The sequence below is a fragment of the Neoasaia chiangmaiensis genome (genome assembly GCF_002005465.1).
In the GTDB taxonomy this organism is placed as follows: Bacteria; Pseudomonadota; Alphaproteobacteria; order Acetobacterales; family Acetobacteraceae; genus Neoasaia; species Neoasaia chiangmaiensis.
Window position 1 is genome coordinate 2,881,755 of sequence record NZ_CP014691.1, and the last position, 21,025, is coordinate 2,902,779.

Sequence of the window (21,025 nt, forward strand, 5' to 3'; positions counted from 1 at the left end):
TTCGGCACCTTCTGTATTCCAGGTTGAACTTCTCTGCTCAGGATCGCGTCGAAATCGTGCGAGGCAATAGCGTGGTCCTGGACGGCGCCCTGCATCGGTAAATACTAGAACGCTGGCCGAAACATCGTCATTCTGCCGGGCAAAGGATGGCCGCCAGTCAGCAGGAGCACTCAGTGATGCCCGTCATTGTCTATCAGTCCTTCAATTCTGCTGGCAGCAAGGTTGTTGGGGGAAGTAGCAATTATGCGAAATTGGTGGCGCAAAGGTTCACGCGCGATGCCAACAAATATGCCGTCGACAATGGTCATAATGCTCTTGTCATGCCGGAAACTACGCCTGTTCCGTCGGGACCGCTCCAGGGGCCGGCCAACCTTGTGCCTGTGACCGCCCTGCCATCCGGCAATAATCCTTCCCTCAACGAATGTGCCCAACCTCGTTCCCTGATGGGTAGTCACGTCAACCAGATATGGCAGCACTGCTCGCGTGAGATCGGTCAGCAGGCACCGGCTATTTTGGTGTGTGGCGAGTTGCACGATCCGGCGGAAGCATCAGGCGGCGCCTTGGTGGCGCTGCCGGACAAGGTTCGACGGGTTGTCAGTGAGCCATCAAGGGCAGGAAAATATCTTAACAATCAGGCATTCACCTGCTTCTCGGATAAAGGACCTCTGGTCGAGTTTCTTGCCAGCGGAAATGGTTACGTCGTCTATCGCCTGCATGATCTCTTGATTGCTTTTGTTCATGTTCCAAATGAGATCAGTAAAGACAATCAAAAAACGATCAGCTTCTATCGGGAAATATCAAGAAATATCCAGGGAAGACCTCTCGATGTTGTTATTGGCGATACAAATCAGAAAGGTCAGAATTTTACTGCCCGGGCATTGCAGGAATTATATGGCGGTACACGCACATACGAGAATGCCATCGACCCGGCACATATCAATACGGTCGACACCTTGATCGGTCCCCGAAATGGCCCCTATCGCGGAGACGGTCGATCAGGAACGAATGCAAAGGCCACCGAAGCCTTTGACGTGGCCGTTTACTGCAGGGAAACGGTATCATGTCCTCGTGGGTTCTATATTTCCCAATCGTCGACAGGAACGACAGCCTCCGATCATTTGGGTATCTGCGTTGAAGTGGAACGTGCATCGACGAAACCCACATTAAAACGTAAATTCGGCGACGTGGCGCCACAGGCTGCAACCGACCCCAATCTTGGACCTGTCAGCAAGCGCGGTAAATTCAGCTTGGACACGCATCAGTAAAGACGACAGAGATCTATGCGGGGTGGCTATCGCGGCCGATTCGATAGCCAAAATTCCATATCCGGGGTCGTGCGCGTTATACGCGCCGCGCGCGTCGGGCAAGATGTTTTGATTTGCAAGAATTTCCGGTGCCGGATGAGGGATTTGAACCCCCGACCTTCGGTTTACAAAACCGCTGCACTACCACTGTGCTAATCCGGCGCGGCCCCGTTTTTGACCATGTGGACGGGGCCGGTCAAGAGTGATTCGTCAGGCGTTGAGATAGATCGTCTTGGTTTCAACGTAGGCTTCGAGGCCATGCTGGCCGTCTTCACCGCCGATTCCGCTATCGCGATATCCATGGTGGAAACCCTGGGCCGCTTCGCCGCTCTCACGATTGACGTAGATCTCACCGAAATCGAGATCGCTCGACATCTTCATGATCTGGTCGAGACTGTTGGTAAAGACATAGGCCGAAAGGCCATAGCGGCTGTCATTCGCCAGTTTCAGTGCCTCATCGTAGCTGTTCGTTTTCATGACCAGCATGACGGGACCGAACACCTCCTCATGCATGATGTCCATGTCGTGTGTGACGTTGGTCAGCAGTGTCGGCGCGTAGAACTGACCCTTGTCATACAGGCCGCCGGTCAGGCGTTCACCGCCGAACTCGAGCTTTGCCCCCTGTTCGATCGCGTGCTTGACCATCTTGTCGACTTTCTCAAGCTCGGGACCGCAGACTTTCGGACCCATATCCGTGGCATCGTCCAGAGGATTGCCCACCTTCAGTTGCGCAATGCGATCGCGCAGCTTGCCGACGAAGCTGTCATAGACCTTGGCATCCACGTAGGTGCGCTCGTTGGCTGTGCAGACCTGTCCGGCATTGCCGTAGCGTGCGACGACGGCGGCTTCTACAGCACGGTTGAGATCGGCGTCGTCCGCGACGATGAACGGCGCCTTGCCGCCGAGTTCCAGACGGACGATCTTCAGGTGTTCCGCGGCGGCGGCCATGATCTTCTTGCCCGCCGGGGTGGAGCCCGTCATGGTGATAAGCCGCGTACCCGGATGGGCGACCAGCGGCACGCCCACGCGTGGCCCATCGCCTGTCACGATATTGACAACGCCGGCAGGAAATTCCGCCTCTGCGACAAGTTTTGCCAGTTCCAGAGCGGCCAGCGGCGTCATTTCATGCGGCTTGATGACGATCGTGTTGCCGGCAGCCAGAGCCGGGCCCAGCTTGCGGGCGATCAGCGCCAGCGGGAAATTCCAGGCCGCAATCGCGCCGACAACCCCGACCGGCTTGCGGTCGATAAGGATTTTCTCGCCCGGGCGGCTGCCGGGGATGATCTCGCCCTGCAGACGCAACGCATTCTCGGCGGCGAAACGGATGAGTTTCGTTGCAAAGCCGACCTCGACGCGGCCTTCCTTGATCGGCTTGCCCATCTCCGAGGAGATGGTACGCGCGAGATGCTCGGCATCGCGTTCAATCAATGTGTTCAGCTTGTAGAGATAATCCGCGCGTTCGGTGGCGAGCTTCGCGCTCCAGCCCGGCAAGGCCCGTTCGGCGGCGGCCATGGCCTTGTCGACATCCGCGCCGGTACCATTGGCGACGCGAGAGAGCGTTTCGCCGGTTGCGGGATTTTCGACGTCCAGACGTTCGCCGCTGACGGCGGGCGTCCATTCGCCATTGATAAACAGATCGTAGCTATTTTGCAGCGCCATGGTTTCGTTTCCTTCCTCGCTCCTTCGGACATGTCCGGACCGAAAGAGGCTATCGGGGATTCGAACGGGTCAGGGCGACGAAGTTCCCGGTAACGACGTTAAACATCGGTCATGGTTTGTCGGGAGCCGGCGCCGGACGCGTGAGATCCGGAGGGGGCGGCAGATGCGGTGAATTGTCGATGATGCCATAGCCATCCGCCGCGTAACCATGGTGTTTCGCGCCCGTGCCGGTGCAGCCCGCCAATGACAGGCAGAAGCCGATCCACATAAGGCCGCGCATCATCGATCCAGACGCAGGGACTGCGCAATGGCCCGCGCGACGGCGGTATAGGCGTGAGCACCTTCGCTGTCCGGTGAGGAGAGAACGATCGGCGCGCCGGCATCGCCACTTGCGCGAATATCCGCCAGTAGCGGCACCTCACCGAGGAAAGGCACGCCGGATTCCTCCGCCTGCGCCCTGGCGCCGCCATGACCGAACAACTCGGTGCGGTGATTGCAGTTGGGGCAGCAGAAATAGGACATGTTCTCGATGAGGCCGAGGATCGGCACGTTCATCTTCTCGAACATCGCAACGCCCCTTCGCGCGTCGAGGAGGGCGATGTCCTGCGGCGTGGAGACGATGACCGCGCCACGCAGGCTGAGCTTCTGGGAAATCGTCAACTGGGCGTCGCCGGTGCCGGGGGGCATGTCGATGATTAGGACGTCGAGTTCCGGCCATGCGACATCGCCGAGAAACTGGCTGATCGCCCCCATGACCATCGGTCCACGCCAGATCATGGCCTGACGCTCGTCGACCAGGAAACCGATCGACATGGCGTGCATGCCCCAGGCCTCGATCGGGATGATCTTGCCGTTCTCGACGAAAGGCTTGGCGGAATGGCCGAGCATGCGGGGCAGGGACGGGCCATAGATGTCGGCATCCAGCAGGCCGGTGCGCAGGCCCAGCTTCGCAAGCCCGGCGGCGAGGTTGACGGCGGTCGTGGATTTGCCGACGCCACCCTTGCCGGATGCCACGGCAATGATCGCACGGACCTGCGGCAGGAGCTTTCCGGTCGGGCGCGTTTCCGGCGTGCCCGGGTTGTTGGCCGGGGAGTCGAGCCTGAAGGGCCGATGGCCGCCGCCCGCAGGTGGCTGGCCGGGCGCGCGGTGAGCGGTCAGGACGATGGTGGCACGCGTGATGCCGGGCAGGCGGGCCAGTGCCGCTTCCGCGCGGGGGCGCAGCGGTTCGATCCGGTGGGCGTCATCGCGTGAGGTAACGAGCGAGATCTGCGCGTGGCCGTCGCGAACGGCAATGCCTTCGAGCGATGCGAAGGAAAGAACGTTCGACGTGCCGCTTTCATCCTGAACGAGGCGGAGCGTTTCAAGAATTTTCCCGGAATCCGGGCCATTCTCGGGCGTGTCGGAAGACGTCATGATATTCCTTTCGCGTCGGAGCGCGTCTGATATGGGTGTGTCATATCATGCGTGACGGCGTGGCGGGAATGGATCAAGCGCGATCCGTCGCGTATGGATGCCGATCGGCGAACGAGAGAGCGGAGCTCAGGAAACTTATATGGACCAGGCCGCTTCAACGCCGCGCCCGCGGAAGCGTCGCGATCATCGCGTAGATGCCTTGCGAGGCGTGGCATTGCTGATGATGCTGTGCGACCACGTGCCGCAGGACTGGCTCAACCGCTTCACGCTGCGCAATGTCGGGTTTGCCGATGCCGCCGAGATTTTCGTCCTTCTGGCCGGGTACGCATCGTGGCTGGCTTATGGACGGCTCATCCTGCGCGGGCCGCCCGATGGCGGATGGAAAGCGGCTTTCGGACGGATTTTGCGGCGGTGCTGGCGGCTCTATCTTTTCCAGATGGTCATGCTGTTCGTCTCGGTGTTCACCATCCGGCAGTGGCGCCATTACGATCCTGTTCCGGTGGATTTCCTGGAGCCGGAGCTGGCCCATGGCAGCCATTGGCTCTGGGCCGTGCTGACGCTTCAGGCCTTGCCCAACAATCTCAACATCCTGCCGCTCTATATCCTGTTGTTGCTCGCCATTCCGGTCATGGTGTGGTTGTGGAAGATCTCTGCGAAGCTGCTGCTCGGCGTCAGCTTCGTATTATGGTGCATCGCCAACCTCGACCCGTCGATCAATATTCCGAACTGGCTCGACCCGGACGGTTGGTATTTCGACCCGCTGGCATGGCAGTTCATTTTCGTGCTGGGCATGTTGTCCGCCATATTGGCGGGCAGGAACGACGGGCATTTGCCGAGTCCGAGATGGCTGCGCTGGGTTTGCGGCATCTACCTGGTCTGGGGTGTCTGGGAATGCTTCCCCTATCGCGACTGGGGGCTGCCGCCGCTCAATCCGCTGCCGGTACCGCATGCGGAGAAATCGACTCTGGCCCTGTGGCGCTGGCTAGAGGCCATGGCGATACTGGTCGTGGTCCAGTCTTCCGGCACGGCCTCACGCTTCTCGGAAACCCGGGGAGGGCAGGCATTGGCGGTTCTGGGGCGGCATTCGCTGGAAGTCTTCAGTCTTGGAACGGTACTGGACCTTTTCGCACGACTTGTGATGAACAGCTTCGGCACTGGCTGGGCCATCCAGATCGCAGTCAATGTCGGTGGTCTGGCGGGTGTCTATGGGGTGGCCCTGTGGCTCGATCATCATCGTCGTCAGGCCGCCCTGATGGCGGGGGAGACCCGGGCGCAGGCGCAGCGCGAGGCCATGCGGCCGGCCGGTGGTGACGGCGGGGGCTGAATTGCGATATCCTGCGGTTATGACCCAACGCATCGTCCCCGTTGCTTTCGCTCTCCTGCTCGGCAGTACCGTTCTTTCCGGGGCGGATCATGCCGCTGTCGCGCAGACGGCGCCCGCCGCTTCCGCGCCTGTCGTGCCGCGACCGGCGCCGGACAGCTTCGCCAATCTGGCGGACCGGCTCCTGCCGGCCGTGGTGAACGTGTCGATTTCCGCCACGCTGAAGCCGGGGCAGGACGATGACGACGGCGGTCCCGATGACGGCCCGGACGATGGCCCGCAGGTGCCCGATTTCCCGCCCGGCTCGCCGATGGAGAAGTTCTTCCACGATTTCATGAACCGCAAGCCGAGCCCCGATGCGCCGCCGCGCAAGATGCAGGCGCTTGGCTCCGGCTTCATCATCTCGCCGGACGGCTACATTGTCACCAACAACCATGTGGTGAAGGATGCGGATCAGGTCTCGGTCACGCTTCAGGACGATACGGTGCTGAAAGCCCATATCGTGGGGCGCGACAGCCGGACCGATCTGGCGGTCATCAAGGTCGATGCGCCGCATCCCCTGCCGACTGTGCCGTTCGGCAACAGCGATACGGCACGCGTGGGCGACTGGGTGCTGGCGATCGGCAATCCGTTCGGGCTGTCCGGCACGGTGACGAGCGGCATCGTCTCGTCCCGCGGGCGCAGTATCGATCGCGGCGTCTATGACGATTTCATCCAGACGGATGCGCCGATCAATCGCGGTAACTCCGGTGGCCCGCTGTTCAACCTCAAGGGTGAGGTGGTCGGCATCAACACGGCAATCTACAGCCCGTCCGGCGGATCGATCGGCATCGGCTTCGCCATTCCATCGAACGACGCGCGGGGCGTGATCGACCAACTCCGACGTCTGGGCCATGTCCAGCGCGGCTGGATCGGTATCCGGGTTCAGGACGTCAGCCACGATATCGCCGACAGTCTGGGGCTGAAAGTTGCCAAGGGCGCGCTGGTCGCCGGCGTCGAGCCGAAGGGGCCTGCCGCGGTGTCCGGCATGAAGACGGGCGATGTCATTACCAAACTGAATGGCGAGGTAATCGACGGTCGTTCGTTGCCGCGACTGGTGGCGGCGATCGCGCCGGGCACGAAAACGGCGTTCGGGGTCTGGCGCAAGGGACAGGATCTGACGATGGATGTCGTCATCAAGCCATCGCCCGAGGCGCCGGACATGCCGCCGACCGCACCCAGGGCCACGGGCCATGCCACGCTCTCGCTTGCCGATCTGGGCCTGACGCTGGGTGCGATCGACGATGATGCGCGGCAGAAGTTCAAGCTCTCGGACTCCCAGCGTGGCGTCGTGGTCACGGCTGTCACCGCCGATGGACCGGCGGCGACGCGCGGCCTTCAGGCGGGCGATGTCGTCACCGAGTTGCAGCAGGTCGAAGTCGATTCACCCGATGCGCTTTCGCATGAACTTGCCCGCGCCCGCGCACAGAAGAAGCACTCGATCCTGCTTCTGGTGCAAAACAGCGACGGGATGCGCTGGGTGCCGCTGCCGCTGAACGGCGACTGATGCTCCATGCGGCTGTCGGGTAAGGGGGTGGATGTCTCCCGTTACGGGGTGGAGGCGTCGTGGCGGCAGACCGTTCGGATATTGGTCTCTGTACTGCTGGCATGGTTCTTTGCGGCTGTTTTCGGCCTGCACGAAACGATCTGGGCGCTGATTACGGCGCTGATCGTCACGCAATCGAGTATTGCGCAGACCATCACGACGGCGCGCGACCAGATCGTCGGCACGCTTATCGGTGCGGTCGTCGGCACGCTGGCGATTTCGCTTCGCCCGTTGCTCGATCAATACTGGCTGCCCTTCTGGCTGGCGTTGGTGCCGCTGGCAGCATTGGCGGCGTGGCGTCCGTCCCTGCGTTTTGCGGGCGTGACGTTGATGATCGTCTATCTCCTGCCGTCGACGGGCAATCCGTTCACGCCGCTGACGGAACGGCTGGCCGCGATCTTCCTGGGCGTCCTGGTGTCAGTGGCGGTCTCTTACGTGGTGTTCCATGCCGATGCGCGGCGACGTGCCTTTCTGATCGCCGCGCAGATGTTCCGTCATCTCAACGAGCTTCTCCAGGCGGCATTGCTGCGTTCGGAAAGCTGGCGCCAGCTCGAGGCGCGGGGCGAACTCTGCGTTCCGCTTCTGGCGCAGCTGAATGATTGCGTCGTCGAGGCACGGCGGGAGCGCATCACCGACCTCGAGCGTCGTCACCCTGTCCTGGTGGTGCTGCCCAGTCTCATGCGACATGTGATGAGCGACACAATGCTGATCGCCCGTGCGATCGAGGCCGGCAAGGACAGCAAGGGTTCGACGGCGTACATTGGCTGCACGGCGACTTCAGCCATGCGTATCGCAGTCTGGCGCATCGCTGCGAACAGCACGCTGCCGGAAAGGCAACAGGGACACCCGAGCGACCGGGCAGGGACGATGTGCTGGCATCGCTTCCCGATCTCGGTCGGAATGCGCTGCCGGAGATGCATTTCGCTGTTAATCTGTTGGTGGAGGATTTGCGACAGGCCATCGACGTATTGATGAGCGATCCGGGAAGCGACGTTGCGCAACTGCGCGCCAGACTGGGCGAGTGACAGATCGGGCCAGTGACGGACTGACCGAATAAGGCAACCGTGTGGCATGCCGTAACGTTCGGACAAACGAAGCCGGGTATGCTATGCAAGGGCTGCATAGTGTCGCGTTGAGTACGGCGCGGCGGGTAACTTTGTGCTGATAAGACACCCAATGTCTTAAGGAAAAATAAAGGAAGCCGATCAATGATTACGCGCGAAACCCTTCGCAAACTCCCTGCCGACGTGTTGCCGCTGCCATACGACGTGGCGTCTGTTACGCCGGGTATCGTGCATTTCGGGGTCGGCAATTTCTTTCGCGCGCATGAGGCTTACTACGTCAACAAGGCCCTTGGCCTGGAGAGCCGGCCGGAGTGGGGAATCATCGGCGTCGGGCTGACAAGTGGTGAACGCTCGGAGCGCAAGGCGGCAGCCTATAAGGATCAGGACTGCCTGTTCTCGTTGACTGAGACCGCGCCTTCCGGTCGGAGTGAGGTCAGCATCAACGGCGCCTTGCTGGACTATCTCCTGGCGCCTGCCGATCCGGAAGCCGTGCTGGTCCATCTGGCCGACCCGGCAATCAGGATCGTCTCCATGACCATTACGGAAGGCGGCTATAATATCGACGAGAACACGGAAGAATTCCGTGTCGATGCGCCGGCGGTACAGGACGATCTCGCGCATCCGGAAAAACCCTCGACAATTTTCGGCTACGTCGTGGAAGGGCTGCGTCGCCGGCGCGATGCCGGGTTGGGCGGCTTCACGGTTCTGTCGTGCGACAATCTGCGTCACAACGGCAATATCGCACGCAAGGCGTTCCTCGGTTATGCCAAGGCGCGCGATCCTGAACTGGCGGCCTGGATCGAGAAGAACGTGACCTTTCCGAACGGCATGGTGGATCGTATCACTCCAACCGTTTCCAGGGAGATTGCGGCGCGACTAAATCAGCAAAGCGGTCTGGACGACGACCTGCCGCTGGTGGCTGAGGATTTCACGCAGTGGGTTGTGGAGGATAACTTCGTCGCGGGGCGCCCGGCGCTGGACAAGGTCGGGGTGCAATTCGTCGATGATGTGAGTGATTACGAACACGTCAAGATCCGCATGCTGAACGCCTCGCATATCATGCTGAGCTTTCCCGGCCTGCTGCTTGGATATCAGCAGATCGACCAGGCTGTTTCCGATCCCGATCTCAGCGGTCTGCTGGCGAAATTCCTCGATACCGATGTGATCCCCACGCTCAAGGCGCCGCCGGGCGTGAGTCTGGAAGACTACAAGAAATCGGTGATCTCGCGCTTCTCCAACCCGGCCATGGCCGATCAGACATTGCGCATCGCGAGCGATGGCAGTTCGAAGGTGCAGGTCTTCTGGACGGAAACCGCGCGCAAGCTGCTGGAAGGCAAGCGCGACGTAAAATATCTGGCGTTCGGGATTGCAGCCTATCTTGAGATGCTGCGCGGCAAGGCGGAAGACGGCACGACGTTCGAGCCGATCGAACCTACCCTGAAGTCCGAAGATTACGCGCTTGTGAATGACGCGGATCTGGGCGCGGGCCTGAAGCTGGCGGCATTCGATGGGTGGCGCCATCTTGAGCATGCCGGGCTGGACGAGGCCGTCGTTGCGACGCGGCGGACCATTCGCGACAAGGGCGTGAAGGCCGCGATTCCGTCCTGAATCCCCCGCTCGTGCGGCAGACATGACGATGCAGGAATGTCGCAGTCGTGCCGCATTTATCAAGCAAGCGCTTTACTCGACGTCAAAACTGCTTATTGGCGTCGGGTAACGAATAAGAAGGCGGGCGCCGTCATCGGCGCCGGTCGCCAGGATTGGAGTGTCTGCCGTGCGGCGTCGCGATTTCGTAAAGATTGGAGTTGGTCTTCCTGTCATGGGTGCCGCCGTCAAGGTCGCCCGGGCAGCGTCGCCGGCGCCGGCAGGTCCCACGCCATTTGACGATACGACAGTCAAGCAGATTGCGCAGAAGCTGGCCAAAAGCAGCTTCAGTGCGCCGCCGCAGGACATGCCGGCCGCCGTGCGCAACCTGAATTTCGATCAGTTCCGTGGGATTGCCTTTCGTCCGGAGCGGGCCTTGTGGCACGGTGAGAACCTCAACTTCGATGTCGAGTTTTTCCCGCGGGGATTCCTGTATCGCCCGAAAATCCTGATGAACGAGGTCATTGACGGGAAATCGGCCCCTGTCGCCTATGACCCGGACATGTTCACCTACGCCGATCCGATGTCGCGCGTCAGCGACGATCTTGGCTTCTCGGGCATACGTCTGCGCAACCCCATCAATACGCCCGGCGTGATGGAGGAATGTGCTGTCTTCCTGGGGGCTTCGTATTTCCGTGCTGTGGCCAGGAACCAGAATTACGGACTCTCCGCGCGTGGCTTTGCGAACGGAACGGGCGATCCGAAGGGAGAGGAGTTCGCGATCTTCCGCGAATTCTGGCTTGAGAAACCGAAGCAGGGTGTTGATTCGGTCGTAATTCATGCCCTGCTCGACAGCCCGTCCGTTACCGGTGCGTTCCGTTTCACCATCCGGCCCGGCGCGACGACGGTGTTCGACGTCCAGTCCTCCTTCTATCCGCGAACGACGATCAACGAAGGGGGCGTGGCGGCCCTGACGGGCATGTTCTACTTCGACACGAACGACCGCAACCGCGTGGACGACTGGCGACCCGCGGCCCATGACAGTGAGGCCCTGCAACTGTGGACCGGTAGCGGCCAGCAGCTTTATCGCCCGCTTGCCAATCCTGTCGATCTGCAGTTCTCGGCGTTCGGGGATAACAATCCGCACGGTTTCGGCCTGATGCAGCGCAAGCGTTCGTTCGATGATTACGAGGATCTGGCGCTCAACTACGAGAAGCGACCATCCTTGTGGATCGAGCCGATTGGCGACTGGGGGCAGGGCGCGGTCGATCTCGTCGAGATTCCAACCGCGAACGAGGTCAACGATAACATCGTCTCGTTCTGGCGCCCTGCAGCGCCGATGCAGGCGAACCACGAATATAGCTTCACCTACCGTATGTATTGGGGTTGGGACACGCCGTGGCCGACGGATCTGGCCCGTATTGCGGCGACACGTATCGGTGCCGTGACCGATCATGCGGATGCGCGCATGTTTGTCATCGACTTCAGCGGCAAGCCCTTCGAAAACCTGCCGCCCAATGCCCAGTTCCACCTTATCCCACGTAGTTCCGCGGGTTCGATCCGGAATGTGGTGGTGGAACCCAATCCGAACATCAAGGGTTGGCGCACGACATTCGAATTTTATCCCGGCGATGCCAAGCTGGCGGAGCTGCAATGTCAGCTTGCGAACGATCAGGGGCCGATTTCTGAGCAATGGATGTATCATTGGACGCCTTGAGTCACGAAGGGACCGCTGCTCCCGATTTCCTGCCGGCGGCGGCGCCCCTAGCGATGCCGGTGCAGGATCTGCATCGGCCTGCCGAGACATTCGGTCGGGATCGCCGGCCGGTGACGTCGCCGCCCCTGCTCTGGGCGCGACGTCTTTTCGTGTTCGGCGGCGCGATCGCGCTGACGCTCTTCGGTGCTTATGAAATGAACCGCGTGCTGAACAGCATGGGCGTTTCCACGCTCGGTGTGATCGTTCTGGCGCTGTTCGTCATTCTTGGCGCCTGGATCGCGCTATCGTTCATGTCATGCCTGGGCGGTTTCTTTTCCCTGATGAGACGTGGCGGCCTTGGGTTGGGTATTCATTGCGATGGTCCGCTGCCAGAGCTGTCGTCGAAGACCGCCGTGTTGATGCCCACCTATAACGAGGATCCGGACCGGGTGCTTGTCGGGCTCAGGGCTATCCACGACAGTCTTCGCGCCACGGGGCGTCTTGAGGCGTTCGATTTCTTTCTGTTGTCGGACACGACTGATCCGGATGTCTGGATCCGGGAAGAGCGCGCCTATTTGGCGTTCCGTGACGCGGTCGACGGGCGCGGTCGGGTTTTCTATCGTCGCCGTGCGAAGAACATCGATCGCAAGGCGGGCAATCTGGGTGAATGGGTGCGCAGTTTCGGTGGCGCCTACCAGCAGATGCTCACGCTGGATGCCGATAGCGTCATGGACGGCTCGCTTATCGTTCGCGTGGTCGCGGCGATGGAGCGTCACGATGGCGTGGGGCTGATCCAGACGCTTCCGGTGATCGTCGGGGGGCGCACGCTGTTCGCGCGCATGCAGCAATTCGCCGGGCGAATTTATGGACCGCTGATTGCCCATGGTATTGCGTGGTGGCACGGTTCTGAAGGCAATTACTGGGGCCACAATGCCGTTATCCGGACACAGGCTTTCGCGGAGCAGGCGGGGTTGCCCCATCTTTCCGGGCGCAAGCCGTTCGGCGGGCATATTCTGAGCCATGATTTCGTCGAGGCGGCGCTGATGCGCCGTGGCGGCTGGGCCATTCATATGGTGCCAGGACTGTTCGGTTCCTATGAGGAAAGTCCGCCATCGCTGACGGATGTGGCCATACGCGATCGCCGTTGGTGCCAGGGCAACCTGCAGCATTATAAACTGCTTCTGACGCGGAGCATGGCGTGGGTCAGCCGATTGCACATGCTGATGGGAATCGGATCCTATATCACGTCACCATTGTGGTTGCTGTTTCTGCTGTTCGGCATTCTGATCTCGCTGCAATCACATTTCTATCGCCCGGAATATTTCGGCGCGACGAAATCGCTCTATCCCCACTGGCCGCAAGTCGATCCCATTCAGGCAAAATACGTGTTCATCGGCACGATGGGTATTTTGCTGGCGCCGAAACTTCTGGCCTTCATCGCGCTGTGCTTCGACCGCGCGACGATGCGCGGTAGCGGCGGGCCATTCAGACTGGCCGTATCAATCGTTCTTGAGACGATCCTTGGCGGATTGATTGCGCCGATCGCGATGCTGATCCAAACGTCCGGCGTGATTTCCATTCTGCTCGGACGGGATTCCGGCTGGAATGCACAGAACCGCGAAGACGGGTTCATATCGCTCAGGGAAGTCGCGCGCGGCTACTGGGTTTATACGGTGATCGGCATCCTGCTGGCGACGGCGGCTTGGGTTGTCTCTGAATCGCTGTTTCTATGGATGACGCCCGTGCTTATCGGATTGGTCCTTGCCATTCCACTGGCGGCCCTTACGGCCAGCCGGGATGTCGGACTCTGGTTACGTCACTGGGGATTGCTGTGCATCGTGGAGGAAACGTCGCCGCCGCCTATCCTTCGTCTAGCCGCCGATAACGAACTGGTTCGGACACAGGCAGCTGCTCATCCGGAGCAGCTGCCGGACGACGCATTTCACGCGTTGCGTCGCGATCCGGCTCTTCTGGCTGCCCATCGTGCGGTGTTGCCACCCGCCCGGCGTGCCGGCTCGCCGATCGATGCCAATGTTCTGGTCGGGCTGGTCAAATTGCGTGAAGCCGCCAATGTCGACGCAGCGCTGCGTGTGTTGACCCGCCAGGAGAAAGCGGCCGTTCTGGCCAACGCGGAAGGCGTGATGTTGGTCGCTGCCCTTCCGGATTGATATCGGATTGGATGCAAGCGATATGAATAAAAAAGGGCGTCCCGAAGGACGCCCTTTTTTATTGTGGTCTTCCGTAAGACTTACGGTCCACCGAGCGACTTCGAATTGACGCCGGTCAATGTCTGACCCTTTTTGGTCAGATCACTGCACAGCTTGGTGGCATGCGTCTTGTCCAGCGTCGAGATGTCGAACGGCGTGGAAGACGCGGTTTGCAAAAGGCCCTTGCCGCCCAACGAATAATACTGGTCAGACTTCACATCGGGACGCTTCGCGAGCTGGCGACCGATGACGCGTGTTGTCGTGCCGTAGCCATATTGATGGCGCACGCAATAGCTGAGAAGACCAGCAACATTACCGTCCTTCGCGGCATCGATGGACGGCAGGCCGTCTTCACCCAGCGTGCCCGGCGTGGCGGCGGTGGAAACACCATTTATGCCCTGAACCACCTGGCCGCCATGCGCGAGCGCCGTCTGGGGAGGGATGTTGGTGCCGGCCGGAATAGTCGGCGCGCCATTGGCGGCCGGTGCGGTTGCGACCGGCGCATCGACGGACTGCGCCTGTGCTGAAGCAAATACTGGAACAGTTGCTGACATCAGGCCTGCCAGAGCGGTAAGGCCGATGTATTGACGAGCGAACATAGGAGTAAGCCTCTATATTTCCATGCGGGCCGATATCTCCAATGGAGGAGGAGAGCCCGCTTCGGTTTTCTTTTCATTAGCGACTGTGTGTCGCACCATGTCATAACTGTCGAAGCCGCTTCGGGTTTCTTTCCGGGAGCGCCCGAATATGATCGAGAGATCGTGTGGTATATGCGGCGCGCCGGAAATGCCACACGCATCGCATTGAGTTTTCGGCCCTTCTGCTGCACACAGAATGCGCAAATTTCGTTGGAAGATGGTTCTATGATGCAAGCACCGCGTCCTCGCCGCGACTCTCGTGCAATCACGCAACTGGGACGCACCCGGCACGATGATTTTGCCTGGATGAAGGATGAGAACTGGCAGCAGGTTCTGCGCGATCCCGGCATTCTGCGTGCCGACATCGCCGCGCATCTCCGGGAGGAGAACGCCTATGCCGAAGCGGTTCTGACCGATATCGAGCCGCTGCGTGCGGCATTGGTGAAGGAGATGATCGGCCGTATTCCCCCGGCGGAGGAATCCGTGCCTGTGCCGGATGGCGCCTGGGAATATTATGCCCGCTATGCCGATGGCGCGCAGCATCCGCTCCATGCGCGCCGTCCCCGTGGTGGTGGCGAGGAAACGGTGTTGCTGGACGTGGATGCGCTTGCGAAGCAGCATCCCTATTATGCGCTGGGCGGTGCGGCGCATTCGGATGACCATGCGCTTTATGTCTATGCCGAAGACGTGCAGGGCTCGGAAGTCTATCGCATACAGGTCAAGGATCTGGCGAGTGGCGCGCTGTGTGCGCCACCGGTCGAAAGTACCACCGGTGCGTTTGCGATATCGCCGGACAGTCAATGGCTGTTCTGGACGTATCGCGATGACAACGGGCGTCCGTCACGTATCTATCGCCGCCCGATCCGTGGCGGCGAGGACGTTCTGGTTTTCGACGAACCGGATGCGGGTTTTTTTCTGCATATTGGTGTGAGCGCATCGCGGAAGTGGGTTGTGATCGAACGCGGCGATCACGACACGAACGAAACGCTTCTTATTCCCGCGGCCGATATCACGGCGCCGCCGGTGACAGCCGCGCCGCTGGTGCGAGGAGAGCGATATAGCCTCACGCACTGGAACGACCGCTTCATCATCCTGACGAACACGCAGGGTGCCGTCGATTTCCAGTTGATGTGGACACCCGCCAATGCGACCGACCGCGTGCATTGGCGGTCGTTCGTGCCGCATGAGGCCGGTCGGTATTTGGTGGGCGCGAGCGCCTGCGAGAATTATCTGGCCTGGGCGGAGCGCCGGGACGGCAATGTGACCATACAGATCGTGCCGCGTGGCGTGCAGGGGAATGTGCGCGAGCAGGCGACGACGATTGCGGTGGACGAGCCCGCTTTCGACCTGACCATGCTGGGCGCGCTCGAATATGGCGGCGATGTCCTGCGCTATATCTATGAATCGCCGACGACGCCGGCGCATTGGTACGATTACGACATGGCGACGCATCAGCGCGTGTTGCGCAAGGTGCGGGAGGTGCCCTCCGGCCACGATGCCTCACAATATGTCGTGCAGCGTCTTTTCGCCGTGGCGGCGGATGGCGCGGCGGTACCGATCACGGCATTGATGCGGCATGACACGTCACTCGACGGCTCGGCCCCCATGCTGCTCTACGGGTATGGGTCGTATGGCATCGCCATGGATGCCGGTTTTTCCACCACAGCATTCAGTCTGGTCGATCGTGGATGGGTTTATGCGATTGCCCATGTGCGTGGCGGTTCGGAAAAAGGCTGGAACTGGTTCCTGGAAGGACGTGGGCAGCATAAGCCCAACACTTTCACGGATTTCATCGCCTGCGCGAAGCACCTGATTGCCGCCGGCTATGGACGGTCGGGGCGCATCGTGGCGCATGGCGGCTCGGCTGGCGGGTTGCTGATGGGGGCTGTGGCCAATCTCGCACCAGAGTTGTTTGCGGGGATCGCGGCGCAGGTGCCGTTTGTGGACATGCTCAATACGATGTCCGACGTCACGCTGCCCCTGACTCCTCCGGAGTGGCCGGAATGGGGTAATCCGCTCGAAGACGAGGAAGCCTACGATCTGATCGAAGGCTATTCGCCCTACGACAACATCGGCGCGAAGGACTATCCACCGATTCTGGCGATGGGTGGGCTTTCCGATCCCCGCGTGACGTATTGGGAGCCCGCGAAATGGATCGCCAAGCTCCGCACCGTGGCATCCGGCGGGCCGTTCCTGTGCCGCATCAATATGGAGGCGGGACATGGTGGCTCATCGGGGCGATTCAAGCGGCTGGAGGAAGTGGCCCTCGTGCAGGCCTTCGCGATCTGGGCCGTGGCGAGGGTGAACGGCGGCTAGGGCTGCGCGTGGATGGCCGCGCAGGCGGGCGGCAGCTTCGGCAGCTTGCCACTGCTTGTGCGGCAGAGGGTGCGGGCGTCGGCCCCGCATATCTGCGTGGCGTCCTCGTAATCGGATTCCAGCACGTCGCGCGCAACGGCGAGGTCCTGATCCTTGCTGCGCGCTTCGTCCGTTGCGACGATATCCTGCGTCTTGTGCAGCTCTTTCAGGGCATCCACGCAGGCATCGCTCGCACTGGAGGGGTCCTGTTGCAGAACCTGCAAGACCTTGTTGAGTGCGATCGCCGCCTCGTTATTGGCAGGTGACGCGCTGGCCTCATCATCGTCGGCGCGTGCGACGGAGGGCATGGCAAGCGTGACGGCCAGAAGGGCGACGGCAGGAAGAGCGCAGCGGTTCATGGCGCGAAGGTTAGTCGGCTTTCATGCCGATGCCTACTGCATCCCGGGCACCATTGTGCATTTGAAAACATTCATTACGCGCAAGGATGGTTGACTCACGCGGATGGTCTTTGTATGCCCACGACCTCTCGCGGGCGTGACGCCCGCTCCGATTTTGACCGTGGCGTTATGCCCACCCTGGGAAGCGAAGCACATGAAGATCCGCAACAGCCTGAAATCCGCCAAGGTCCGTGACAAGGACTGCCGCGTCGTGCGCCGTCACGGTCGCGTTTACGTTATCAACAAGAAGAACCCGCGCATGAAGGCCCGCCAGGGCTAATTCTGCCACGTAATGCGACCTTTCAAGCGCCAAAAGCGCATGGTCGATAGCGTGATGCGTTCGCCGTGGAGGCCGGCCCCGCTTGTTGCGGGGGCGGCCTTCGCTGTTTTTGCGGCATCTCCCGGCATGGCGGCGCCGATGCCTCATGCGCCGGTCCAGGCGGTTCCGGCGATGCCGACGAAACCGGCGGAGCCGAAGGCCAAACGCGATCCCCTGAAGGATACGGTAGCGGCACTGCGGCATGCGTCCAGCACTGCCGAGGCGCGATCGCTGGAAGAGCACGCCGAAACGCTCCGGCAGCGGCATCTGGCGCCGGATGTTCTGCTGCTGCTCAAGCATGCGAATGCGGCGCTGGAAAAGCACGATTTCCAGACTGCCGCGCGTGATCTCGGCGATGCGCTGACGTTGCAGTCCGACCAGCCGATCCTGCGACGCCAGCGCGCGCAGGTTCGTTATGCGGCGGGTGATTTCGAGGGGGCGATCAGCGATCTGGCCGTGGCATTGCAAGGCGATCCGGACGACGTAAAAGCCTGGCAGATGCTTTCGGCAATCGAACATGAGCGGCATGATTACAAGGCCGCTGTCACGGCCTTCGATCATGTCCTGACGCTCGATCCGAAAGTGGCGAATGGCGCGGGGCAGAAGCGGCGGCTGGAGACCGAACGGGACGGGCAACCGACCTGACGTGCAACCGTGGTTGCCGGGCATTCGTTGAACAGGTGTAGGTTTAGGGTAGGAGAACCAGTGATGTTTGGATGTAAGAAAAAGGCGGACAATGCCGTCGCGACCGAAAGCAAGGGCTGTTCGGTTCCGGGCGCGAAGCAGGCGGGCATGATCGGTCTGACGGCGCTGGCCACGATCGGCCCGAAGAAGGTCCGGCCCCATGTGCAGAATATTCTCGCGGTGATCGCCATTGCCTCCCTGATCCGGCAGATCATCCGGCGTGGTAAGGGGCAGGAGGCCTGACGTCGGCTTTTTTGCTGAAAAGATGGTGGCGGGAGATGTTTTTCGCCGCCAGTTGAGGCTAGGTTTCACGCGGCGTCATGCCGCGTTTTTTTTTATGCTTACAGGTTGATTGAAAATGTCCCTGATCGCTGCCCGACTGAACCGTATCTCCCCCAGCCAGACCATTGCGATTTCGCAGAAGGCCAGGGAGTTGAAAGCGGCGGGCCGCGATATCATCAGCCTGTCGGCCGGTGAGCCGGATTTCGATACGCCAGCCAATGTGAAGGCCGCCGCGATCCGTGCGATCGAGGCGGGCGAGACCAGATATACCGACGTGGCTGGAACGCCGGCGCTGCGGGCCGCGATCGCGGCGCGCCTGAACGCGGATTTCCAGACGGATTACCGGGCCGAGGAGATCGTCGTTTCCACGGGTGGCAAGCAGGTCATCTACAACGCCATGGTCGCTACCCTCGACGCAGGGGATGAGGTCGTTATTCCCGCGCCCGCCTGGGTTTCGTATCCCGATATTGTCGCGCTGGCCGATGGCGAGCCGGTCGTGGTGCCGACGAAGGCGGAGAACGGTTTCAAGCTGACGGCGGAAGAACTGCGCGCGGCGATCACGCCGCGCACCAAATGGCTGATGCTCAATTCGCCCTGCAACCCGACGGGGGCGGCTTACAGCGAAGCGGAACTGCGTGCACTGTGCGATGTCCTGCTCGACCACTCGCGCATCTGGGTCTTCACGGACGATATCTATGCCAAGCTGGTCTATGACGGTTTCGTCGCCAAAACCGTTGTGCAGGTTGAGCCGCGGCTGCGTGATCGCACCCTCACGATGAACGGCATGTCCAAGGCCTATGCCATGACGGGCTGGCGCATCGGCTTCTCCGCCGCGCCGCTGGAACTGACGAAGGCGATAATCAAGCTGCAGGGGCAGAGCACGAGCAATGCCTGCTCGATCGCGCAGGCCGCGGCGCTGGAGGCCGTATCCGGTCCGCAGGATTTCATCGGCGAGATGGTCGCGGTGTATGAGGCGCGGCGCGATCTCGTGGTCGGCATGCTGAACCAGACGGCGGGCTTGCGTTGCCATCGGCCTGAGGGAGCCTTCTATGTTTTCCCCTCCATGGAAGGCACGATCGGCAGGAAAACGCCAAGCGGCACCGTGATCGACAGTGACGAGGCATTCGTCACGGCATTGCTGGAGGAAACGGGCGTGGCTGCCGTGCATGGCAGTGCGTTTCTGATGCCGGGCTATTTCCGTATTTCCTACGCGACCGATACGGCAAGCCTGCGGGAAGCCTGTACGCGCATCCAGCGCTTCTGTGCGTCGCTGTCATGACCTTCCATGTTGCAGGGCGACTCAGGGGCCTGCCGCAGCCTGCCACGATCGCCATGTCCACCCGCGCGCGCGAGTTGCGTGCCGAAGGTGCAGATGTCATCTCCCTGGCCCTGGGCGAGCCGGATTTTCCGTCGCCGCCCGAAGCCGTGGAGGCCGCTGCGGCGGCGGGGCGCGCGGGTGACACCCGCTATCCGCCGATCGGCGGACAGCCTGCGCTGAAGGCGGCCATTGTCGATAAATTCCGACGTCAGAACGGGCTGGACTTCACGCCGGAGCAGATTCTGGTGGCCAATGGCGGCAAGCAGGTCATCTTCAATGCCTTCATGGCGACGCTGGAACCCGGCGATGAGGTGATCGTTCCCGCGCCGTATTGGGTGAGCTATCCCATTATCGCGCGCATGATGGGCGGGGTGCCGGTCGAGGTGCCGTGTCATGAAGCGAGTGGGTTCCGTCTCCGGCCGCTGGCCCTGCGCGCGGCGATCACACCCCGGACGCGCTGGCTGGTGCTGAACTTCCCGAATAATCCCAGCGGCGCGATCATGGAGCGGGCGGATCTGGAGGCGATCGCCGACGTTCTGCGCGATGCGCCGCATGTCTGGGTTCTGGCGGATGAGATTTACGAGCATCTCACCTTCGACGGTCGCAAGCATGTTTCGCTGGCCGCTGTCGCGCCGGATCTCGCAGGCCGGATCCTGACGATGAACGGCATGGCGAAAGCCTATGCCATGACCGGCTGGCGTGTGGGTTTTGCCGGTGGTCCTTTGCCGCTGATTAAGGCGATGACCAGTGTGCAGAGCAATGCGACCTCGGGTGTCTGTACGCTCGCGCAGGCAGGGGCCGTGGCCGCACTCGGGAGCCCGTTCGAGCGCGTCGAGACGATGCGTGCGACGTATCAGGCACGGCGCGATCGTGTCGTGGCAGCCTTGCGCGCGCTGGATGGGTTGACCTGCGCCAGGCCGGACGGTGCTTTTTACGCATATCCCGGTATCTCGGGTGTCATCGGCAAGACGAGCGCGCGCGGTCGTCTGATGGCAAGCGACCTCGATTTCGCCGAGGCATTGCTGGAAGAGGCGCATGTCGCAACGGTGCCGGGGGCGGCGTTCGGCATGAGCCCGCATATCCGCCTGTCTTTCGCGGCATCGGACGCGCAACTGGATGAAGCCTGTCGCCGTATTGCGGATTTTGTCCGGACACTGCGCTGAGACTGGACGGCACGGCGTCCGAATGCGACCATCGG

General features: G+C 61.4%; 18 protein-coding genes and 1 tRNA gene. 13 read left to right on the forward strand and 6 right to left on the reverse strand.

Annotated elements, in window-relative coordinates; translation table 11 throughout:
* Positions 1-176 precede the first annotated feature (176 nt).
* The gene (locus tag A0U93_RS13695) at positions 177-1,265 is read left to right on the forward strand and encodes a hypothetical protein (RefSeq protein ID WP_077807823.1); all 1,089 of its coding nucleotides are present in this window, start codon (positions 177-179) and stop codon (positions 1,263-1,265) included.
* Between the two features lie 129 nt (positions 1,266-1,394).
* Here A0U93_RS13695 and A0U93_RS13700 read toward each other — a convergent pair.
* The 4 genes from A0U93_RS13700 to A0U93_RS13710 form a co-directional block, all read right to left on the reverse strand.
* A tRNA-Thr gene (locus A0U93_RS13700) sits at positions 1,395-1,466 on the reverse strand.
* A gap of 48 nt (positions 1,467-1,514) precedes the next feature.
* Entirely contained in the window at positions 1,515-2,963 is a 1,449-nt protein-coding gene (aldA, locus tag A0U93_RS13705; RefSeq protein ID WP_077807824.1) for an aldehyde dehydrogenase, read from the reverse strand.
* A gap of 109 nt (positions 2,964-3,072) precedes the next feature.
* Complete coding sequence (locus tag A0U93_RS16505; RefSeq protein WP_169852650.1) at positions 3,073-3,246, reverse strand: hypothetical protein; 174 nt, start codon at positions 3,244-3,246, stop codon at positions 3,073-3,075.
* Entirely contained in the window at positions 3,243-4,376 is a 1,134-nt protein-coding gene (locus tag A0U93_RS13710; protein ID WP_077807825.1) for an Mrp/NBP35 family ATP-binding protein, read from the reverse strand. Before A0U93_RS13710 ends, A0U93_RS16505 begins: the two co-directional genes overlap by 4 nt.
* A gap of 139 nt (positions 4,377-4,515) precedes the next feature.
* On the opposite strand from A0U93_RS13710, the gene A0U93_RS13715 reads away from it, so the two are divergent.
* The 6 genes from A0U93_RS13715 to mdoH all read left to right on the forward strand — a co-directional run bounded on the left by A0U93_RS13715 (position 4,516) and on the right by mdoH (position 13,794).
* Positions 4,516-5,700, forward strand: a complete 1,185-nt coding sequence (locus A0U93_RS13715) for an OpgC family protein (protein ID WP_077807826.1) — start codon at positions 4,516-4,518, stop codon at positions 5,698-5,700.
* A gap of 19 nt (positions 5,701-5,719) precedes the next feature.
* Positions 5,720-7,243, forward strand: a complete 1,524-nt coding sequence (locus tag A0U93_RS13720) for a DegQ family serine endoprotease (RefSeq protein WP_077807827.1) — start codon at positions 5,720-5,722, stop codon at positions 7,241-7,243.
* A 6-nt stretch (positions 7,244-7,249) separates the two neighbouring features.
* On the forward strand, positions 7,250-8,254 hold the full coding sequence (locus A0U93_RS13725) for an FUSC family protein (RefSeq protein ID WP_077807828.1): 1,005 nt from the start codon (positions 7,250-7,252) through the stop codon (positions 8,252-8,254).
* A 236-nt stretch (positions 8,255-8,490) separates the two neighbouring features.
* A complete protein-coding gene (locus tag A0U93_RS13730; RefSeq protein WP_077807829.1) occupies positions 8,491-9,954 on the forward strand; it encodes a mannitol dehydrogenase family protein in 1,464 nt (487 codons plus the stop codon).
* A 211-nt stretch (positions 9,955-10,165) separates the two neighbouring features.
* Entirely contained in the window at positions 10,166-11,647 is a 1,482-nt protein-coding gene (locus A0U93_RS13735; protein ID WP_077807830.1) for a glucan biosynthesis protein, read from the forward strand.
* Positions 11,623-13,794: a glucans biosynthesis glucosyltransferase MdoH gene (mdoH, locus tag A0U93_RS13740; RefSeq protein ID WP_077807831.1), complete on the forward strand. Its 2,172-nt coding sequence runs from the start codon at positions 11,623-11,625 to the stop codon at positions 13,792-13,794. Before A0U93_RS13735 ends, mdoH begins: the two co-directional genes overlap by 25 nt.
* An 80-nt stretch (positions 13,795-13,874) precedes the next feature.
* Here mdoH and A0U93_RS13745 read toward each other — a convergent pair whose 3' ends face one another.
* Positions 13,875-14,387 (reverse strand): DUF2501 domain-containing protein, encoded by a 513-nt coding sequence (locus tag A0U93_RS13745; RefSeq protein ID WP_245824918.1) that lies wholly within the window; start codon positions 14,385-14,387, stop codon positions 13,875-13,877.
* A gap of 309 nt (positions 14,388-14,696) precedes the next feature.
* Between A0U93_RS13745 and A0U93_RS13750 the strand changes: the two genes are divergently transcribed.
* Positions 14,697-16,787, forward strand: a complete 2,091-nt coding sequence (locus tag A0U93_RS13750) for a S9 family peptidase (RefSeq protein WP_077808548.1) — start codon at positions 14,697-14,699, stop codon at positions 16,785-16,787.
* On the opposite strand, the gene A0U93_RS13755 is transcribed toward A0U93_RS13750, so the two are convergent.
* A complete protein-coding gene (locus A0U93_RS13755; protein ID WP_077807833.1) occupies positions 16,784-17,185 on the reverse strand; it encodes a hypothetical protein in 402 nt (133 codons plus the stop codon). The two genes, A0U93_RS13750 and A0U93_RS13755, sit on opposite strands and share 4 nt — an antisense overlap.
* A 193-nt stretch (positions 17,186-17,378) precedes the next feature.
* Here A0U93_RS13755 and ykgO point away from each other — a divergent pair, with 193 nt between their 5' ends.
* The 5 genes from ykgO to A0U93_RS13780 all read left to right on the forward strand — a co-directional run bounded on the left by ykgO (position 17,379) and on the right by A0U93_RS13780 (position 20,990).
* Positions 17,379-17,504, forward strand: a complete 126-nt coding sequence (gene ykgO, locus A0U93_RS13760; protein WP_077807834.1) for a type B 50S ribosomal protein L36 — start codon at positions 17,379-17,381, stop codon at positions 17,502-17,504.
* Positions 17,505-17,558: 54 nt separating this feature from the next.
* Positions 17,559-18,188, forward strand: coding sequence for a tetratricopeptide repeat protein (locus A0U93_RS13765; protein ID WP_245825205.1), 630 nt, complete (start codon positions 17,559-17,561; stop codon positions 18,186-18,188).
* A gap of 63 nt (positions 18,189-18,251) precedes the next feature.
* Entirely contained in the window at positions 18,252-18,470 is a 219-nt protein-coding gene (locus A0U93_RS13770; RefSeq protein WP_077807836.1) for a hypothetical protein, read from the forward strand.
* 115 nt (positions 18,471-18,585) lie between these two features.
* Entirely contained in the window at positions 18,586-19,788 is a 1,203-nt protein-coding gene (locus tag A0U93_RS13775) for a pyridoxal phosphate-dependent aminotransferase (RefSeq protein WP_077807837.1), read from the forward strand.
* Complete coding sequence (locus A0U93_RS13780; RefSeq protein ID WP_077807838.1) at positions 19,785-20,990, forward strand: pyridoxal phosphate-dependent aminotransferase; 1,206 nt, start codon at positions 19,785-19,787, stop codon at positions 20,988-20,990. Before A0U93_RS13775 ends, A0U93_RS13780 begins: the two co-directional genes overlap by 4 nt.
* Positions 20,991-21,025 lie beyond the last annotated feature (35 nt).

Coding starts and splice junctions, on each gene's coding strand:
- A0U93_RS13695 (WP_077807823.1), top strand. CDS start 177: ATGCCCGTCATTGTCTATCAGTCCTTCAATTCTGCTGGCAGCAAGGTT.
- aldA (WP_077807824.1), bottom strand. CDS start 2,963: ATGGCGCTGCAAAATAGCTACGATCTGTTTATCAATGGCGAATGGACG.
- A0U93_RS16505 (WP_169852650.1), bottom strand. CDS start 3,246: ATGATGCGCGGCCTTATGTGGATCGGCTTCTGCCTGTCATTGGCGGGC.
- A0U93_RS13710 (WP_077807825.1), bottom strand. CDS start 4,376: ATGACGTCTTCCGACACGCCCGAGAATGGCCCGGATTCCGGGAAAATT.
- A0U93_RS13715 (WP_077807826.1), top strand. CDS start 4,516: ATGGACCAGGCCGCTTCAACGCCGCGCCCGCGGAAGCGTCGCGATCAT.
- A0U93_RS13720 (WP_077807827.1), top strand. CDS start 5,720: ATGACCCAACGCATCGTCCCCGTTGCTTTCGCTCTCCTGCTCGGCAGT.
- A0U93_RS13725 (WP_077807828.1), top strand. CDS start 7,250: ATGCGGCTGTCGGGTAAGGGGGTGGATGTCTCCCGTTACGGGGTGGAG.
- A0U93_RS13730 (WP_077807829.1), top strand. CDS start 8,491: ATGATTACGCGCGAAACCCTTCGCAAACTCCCTGCCGACGTGTTGCCG.
- A0U93_RS13735 (WP_077807830.1), top strand. CDS start 10,166: ATGGGTGCCGCCGTCAAGGTCGCCCGGGCAGCGTCGCCGGCGCCGGCA.
- mdoH (WP_077807831.1), top strand. CDS start 11,623: ATGGATGTATCATTGGACGCCTTGAGTCACGAAGGGACCGCTGCTCCC.
- A0U93_RS13745 (WP_245824918.1), bottom strand. CDS start 14,387: ATGTCAGCAACTGTTCCAGTATTTGCTTCAGCACAGGCGCAGTCCGTC.
- A0U93_RS13750 (WP_077808548.1), top strand. CDS start 14,697: ATGATGCAAGCACCGCGTCCTCGCCGCGACTCTCGTGCAATCACGCAA.
- A0U93_RS13755 (WP_077807833.1), bottom strand. CDS start 17,185: ATGAACCGCTGCGCTCTTCCTGCCGTCGCCCTTCTGGCCGTCACGCTT.
- ykgO (WP_077807834.1), top strand. CDS start 17,379: ATGAAGATCCGCAACAGCCTGAAATCCGCCAAGGTCCGTGACAAGGAC.
- A0U93_RS13765 (WP_245825205.1), top strand. CDS start 17,559: ATGCGTTCGCCGTGGAGGCCGGCCCCGCTTGTTGCGGGGGCGGCCTTC.
- A0U93_RS13770 (WP_077807836.1), top strand. CDS start 18,252: ATGTTTGGATGTAAGAAAAAGGCGGACAATGCCGTCGCGACCGAAAGC.
- A0U93_RS13775 (WP_077807837.1), top strand. CDS start 18,586: ATGTCCCTGATCGCTGCCCGACTGAACCGTATCTCCCCCAGCCAGACC.
- A0U93_RS13780 (WP_077807838.1), top strand. CDS start 19,785: ATGACCTTCCATGTTGCAGGGCGACTCAGGGGCCTGCCGCAGCCTGCC.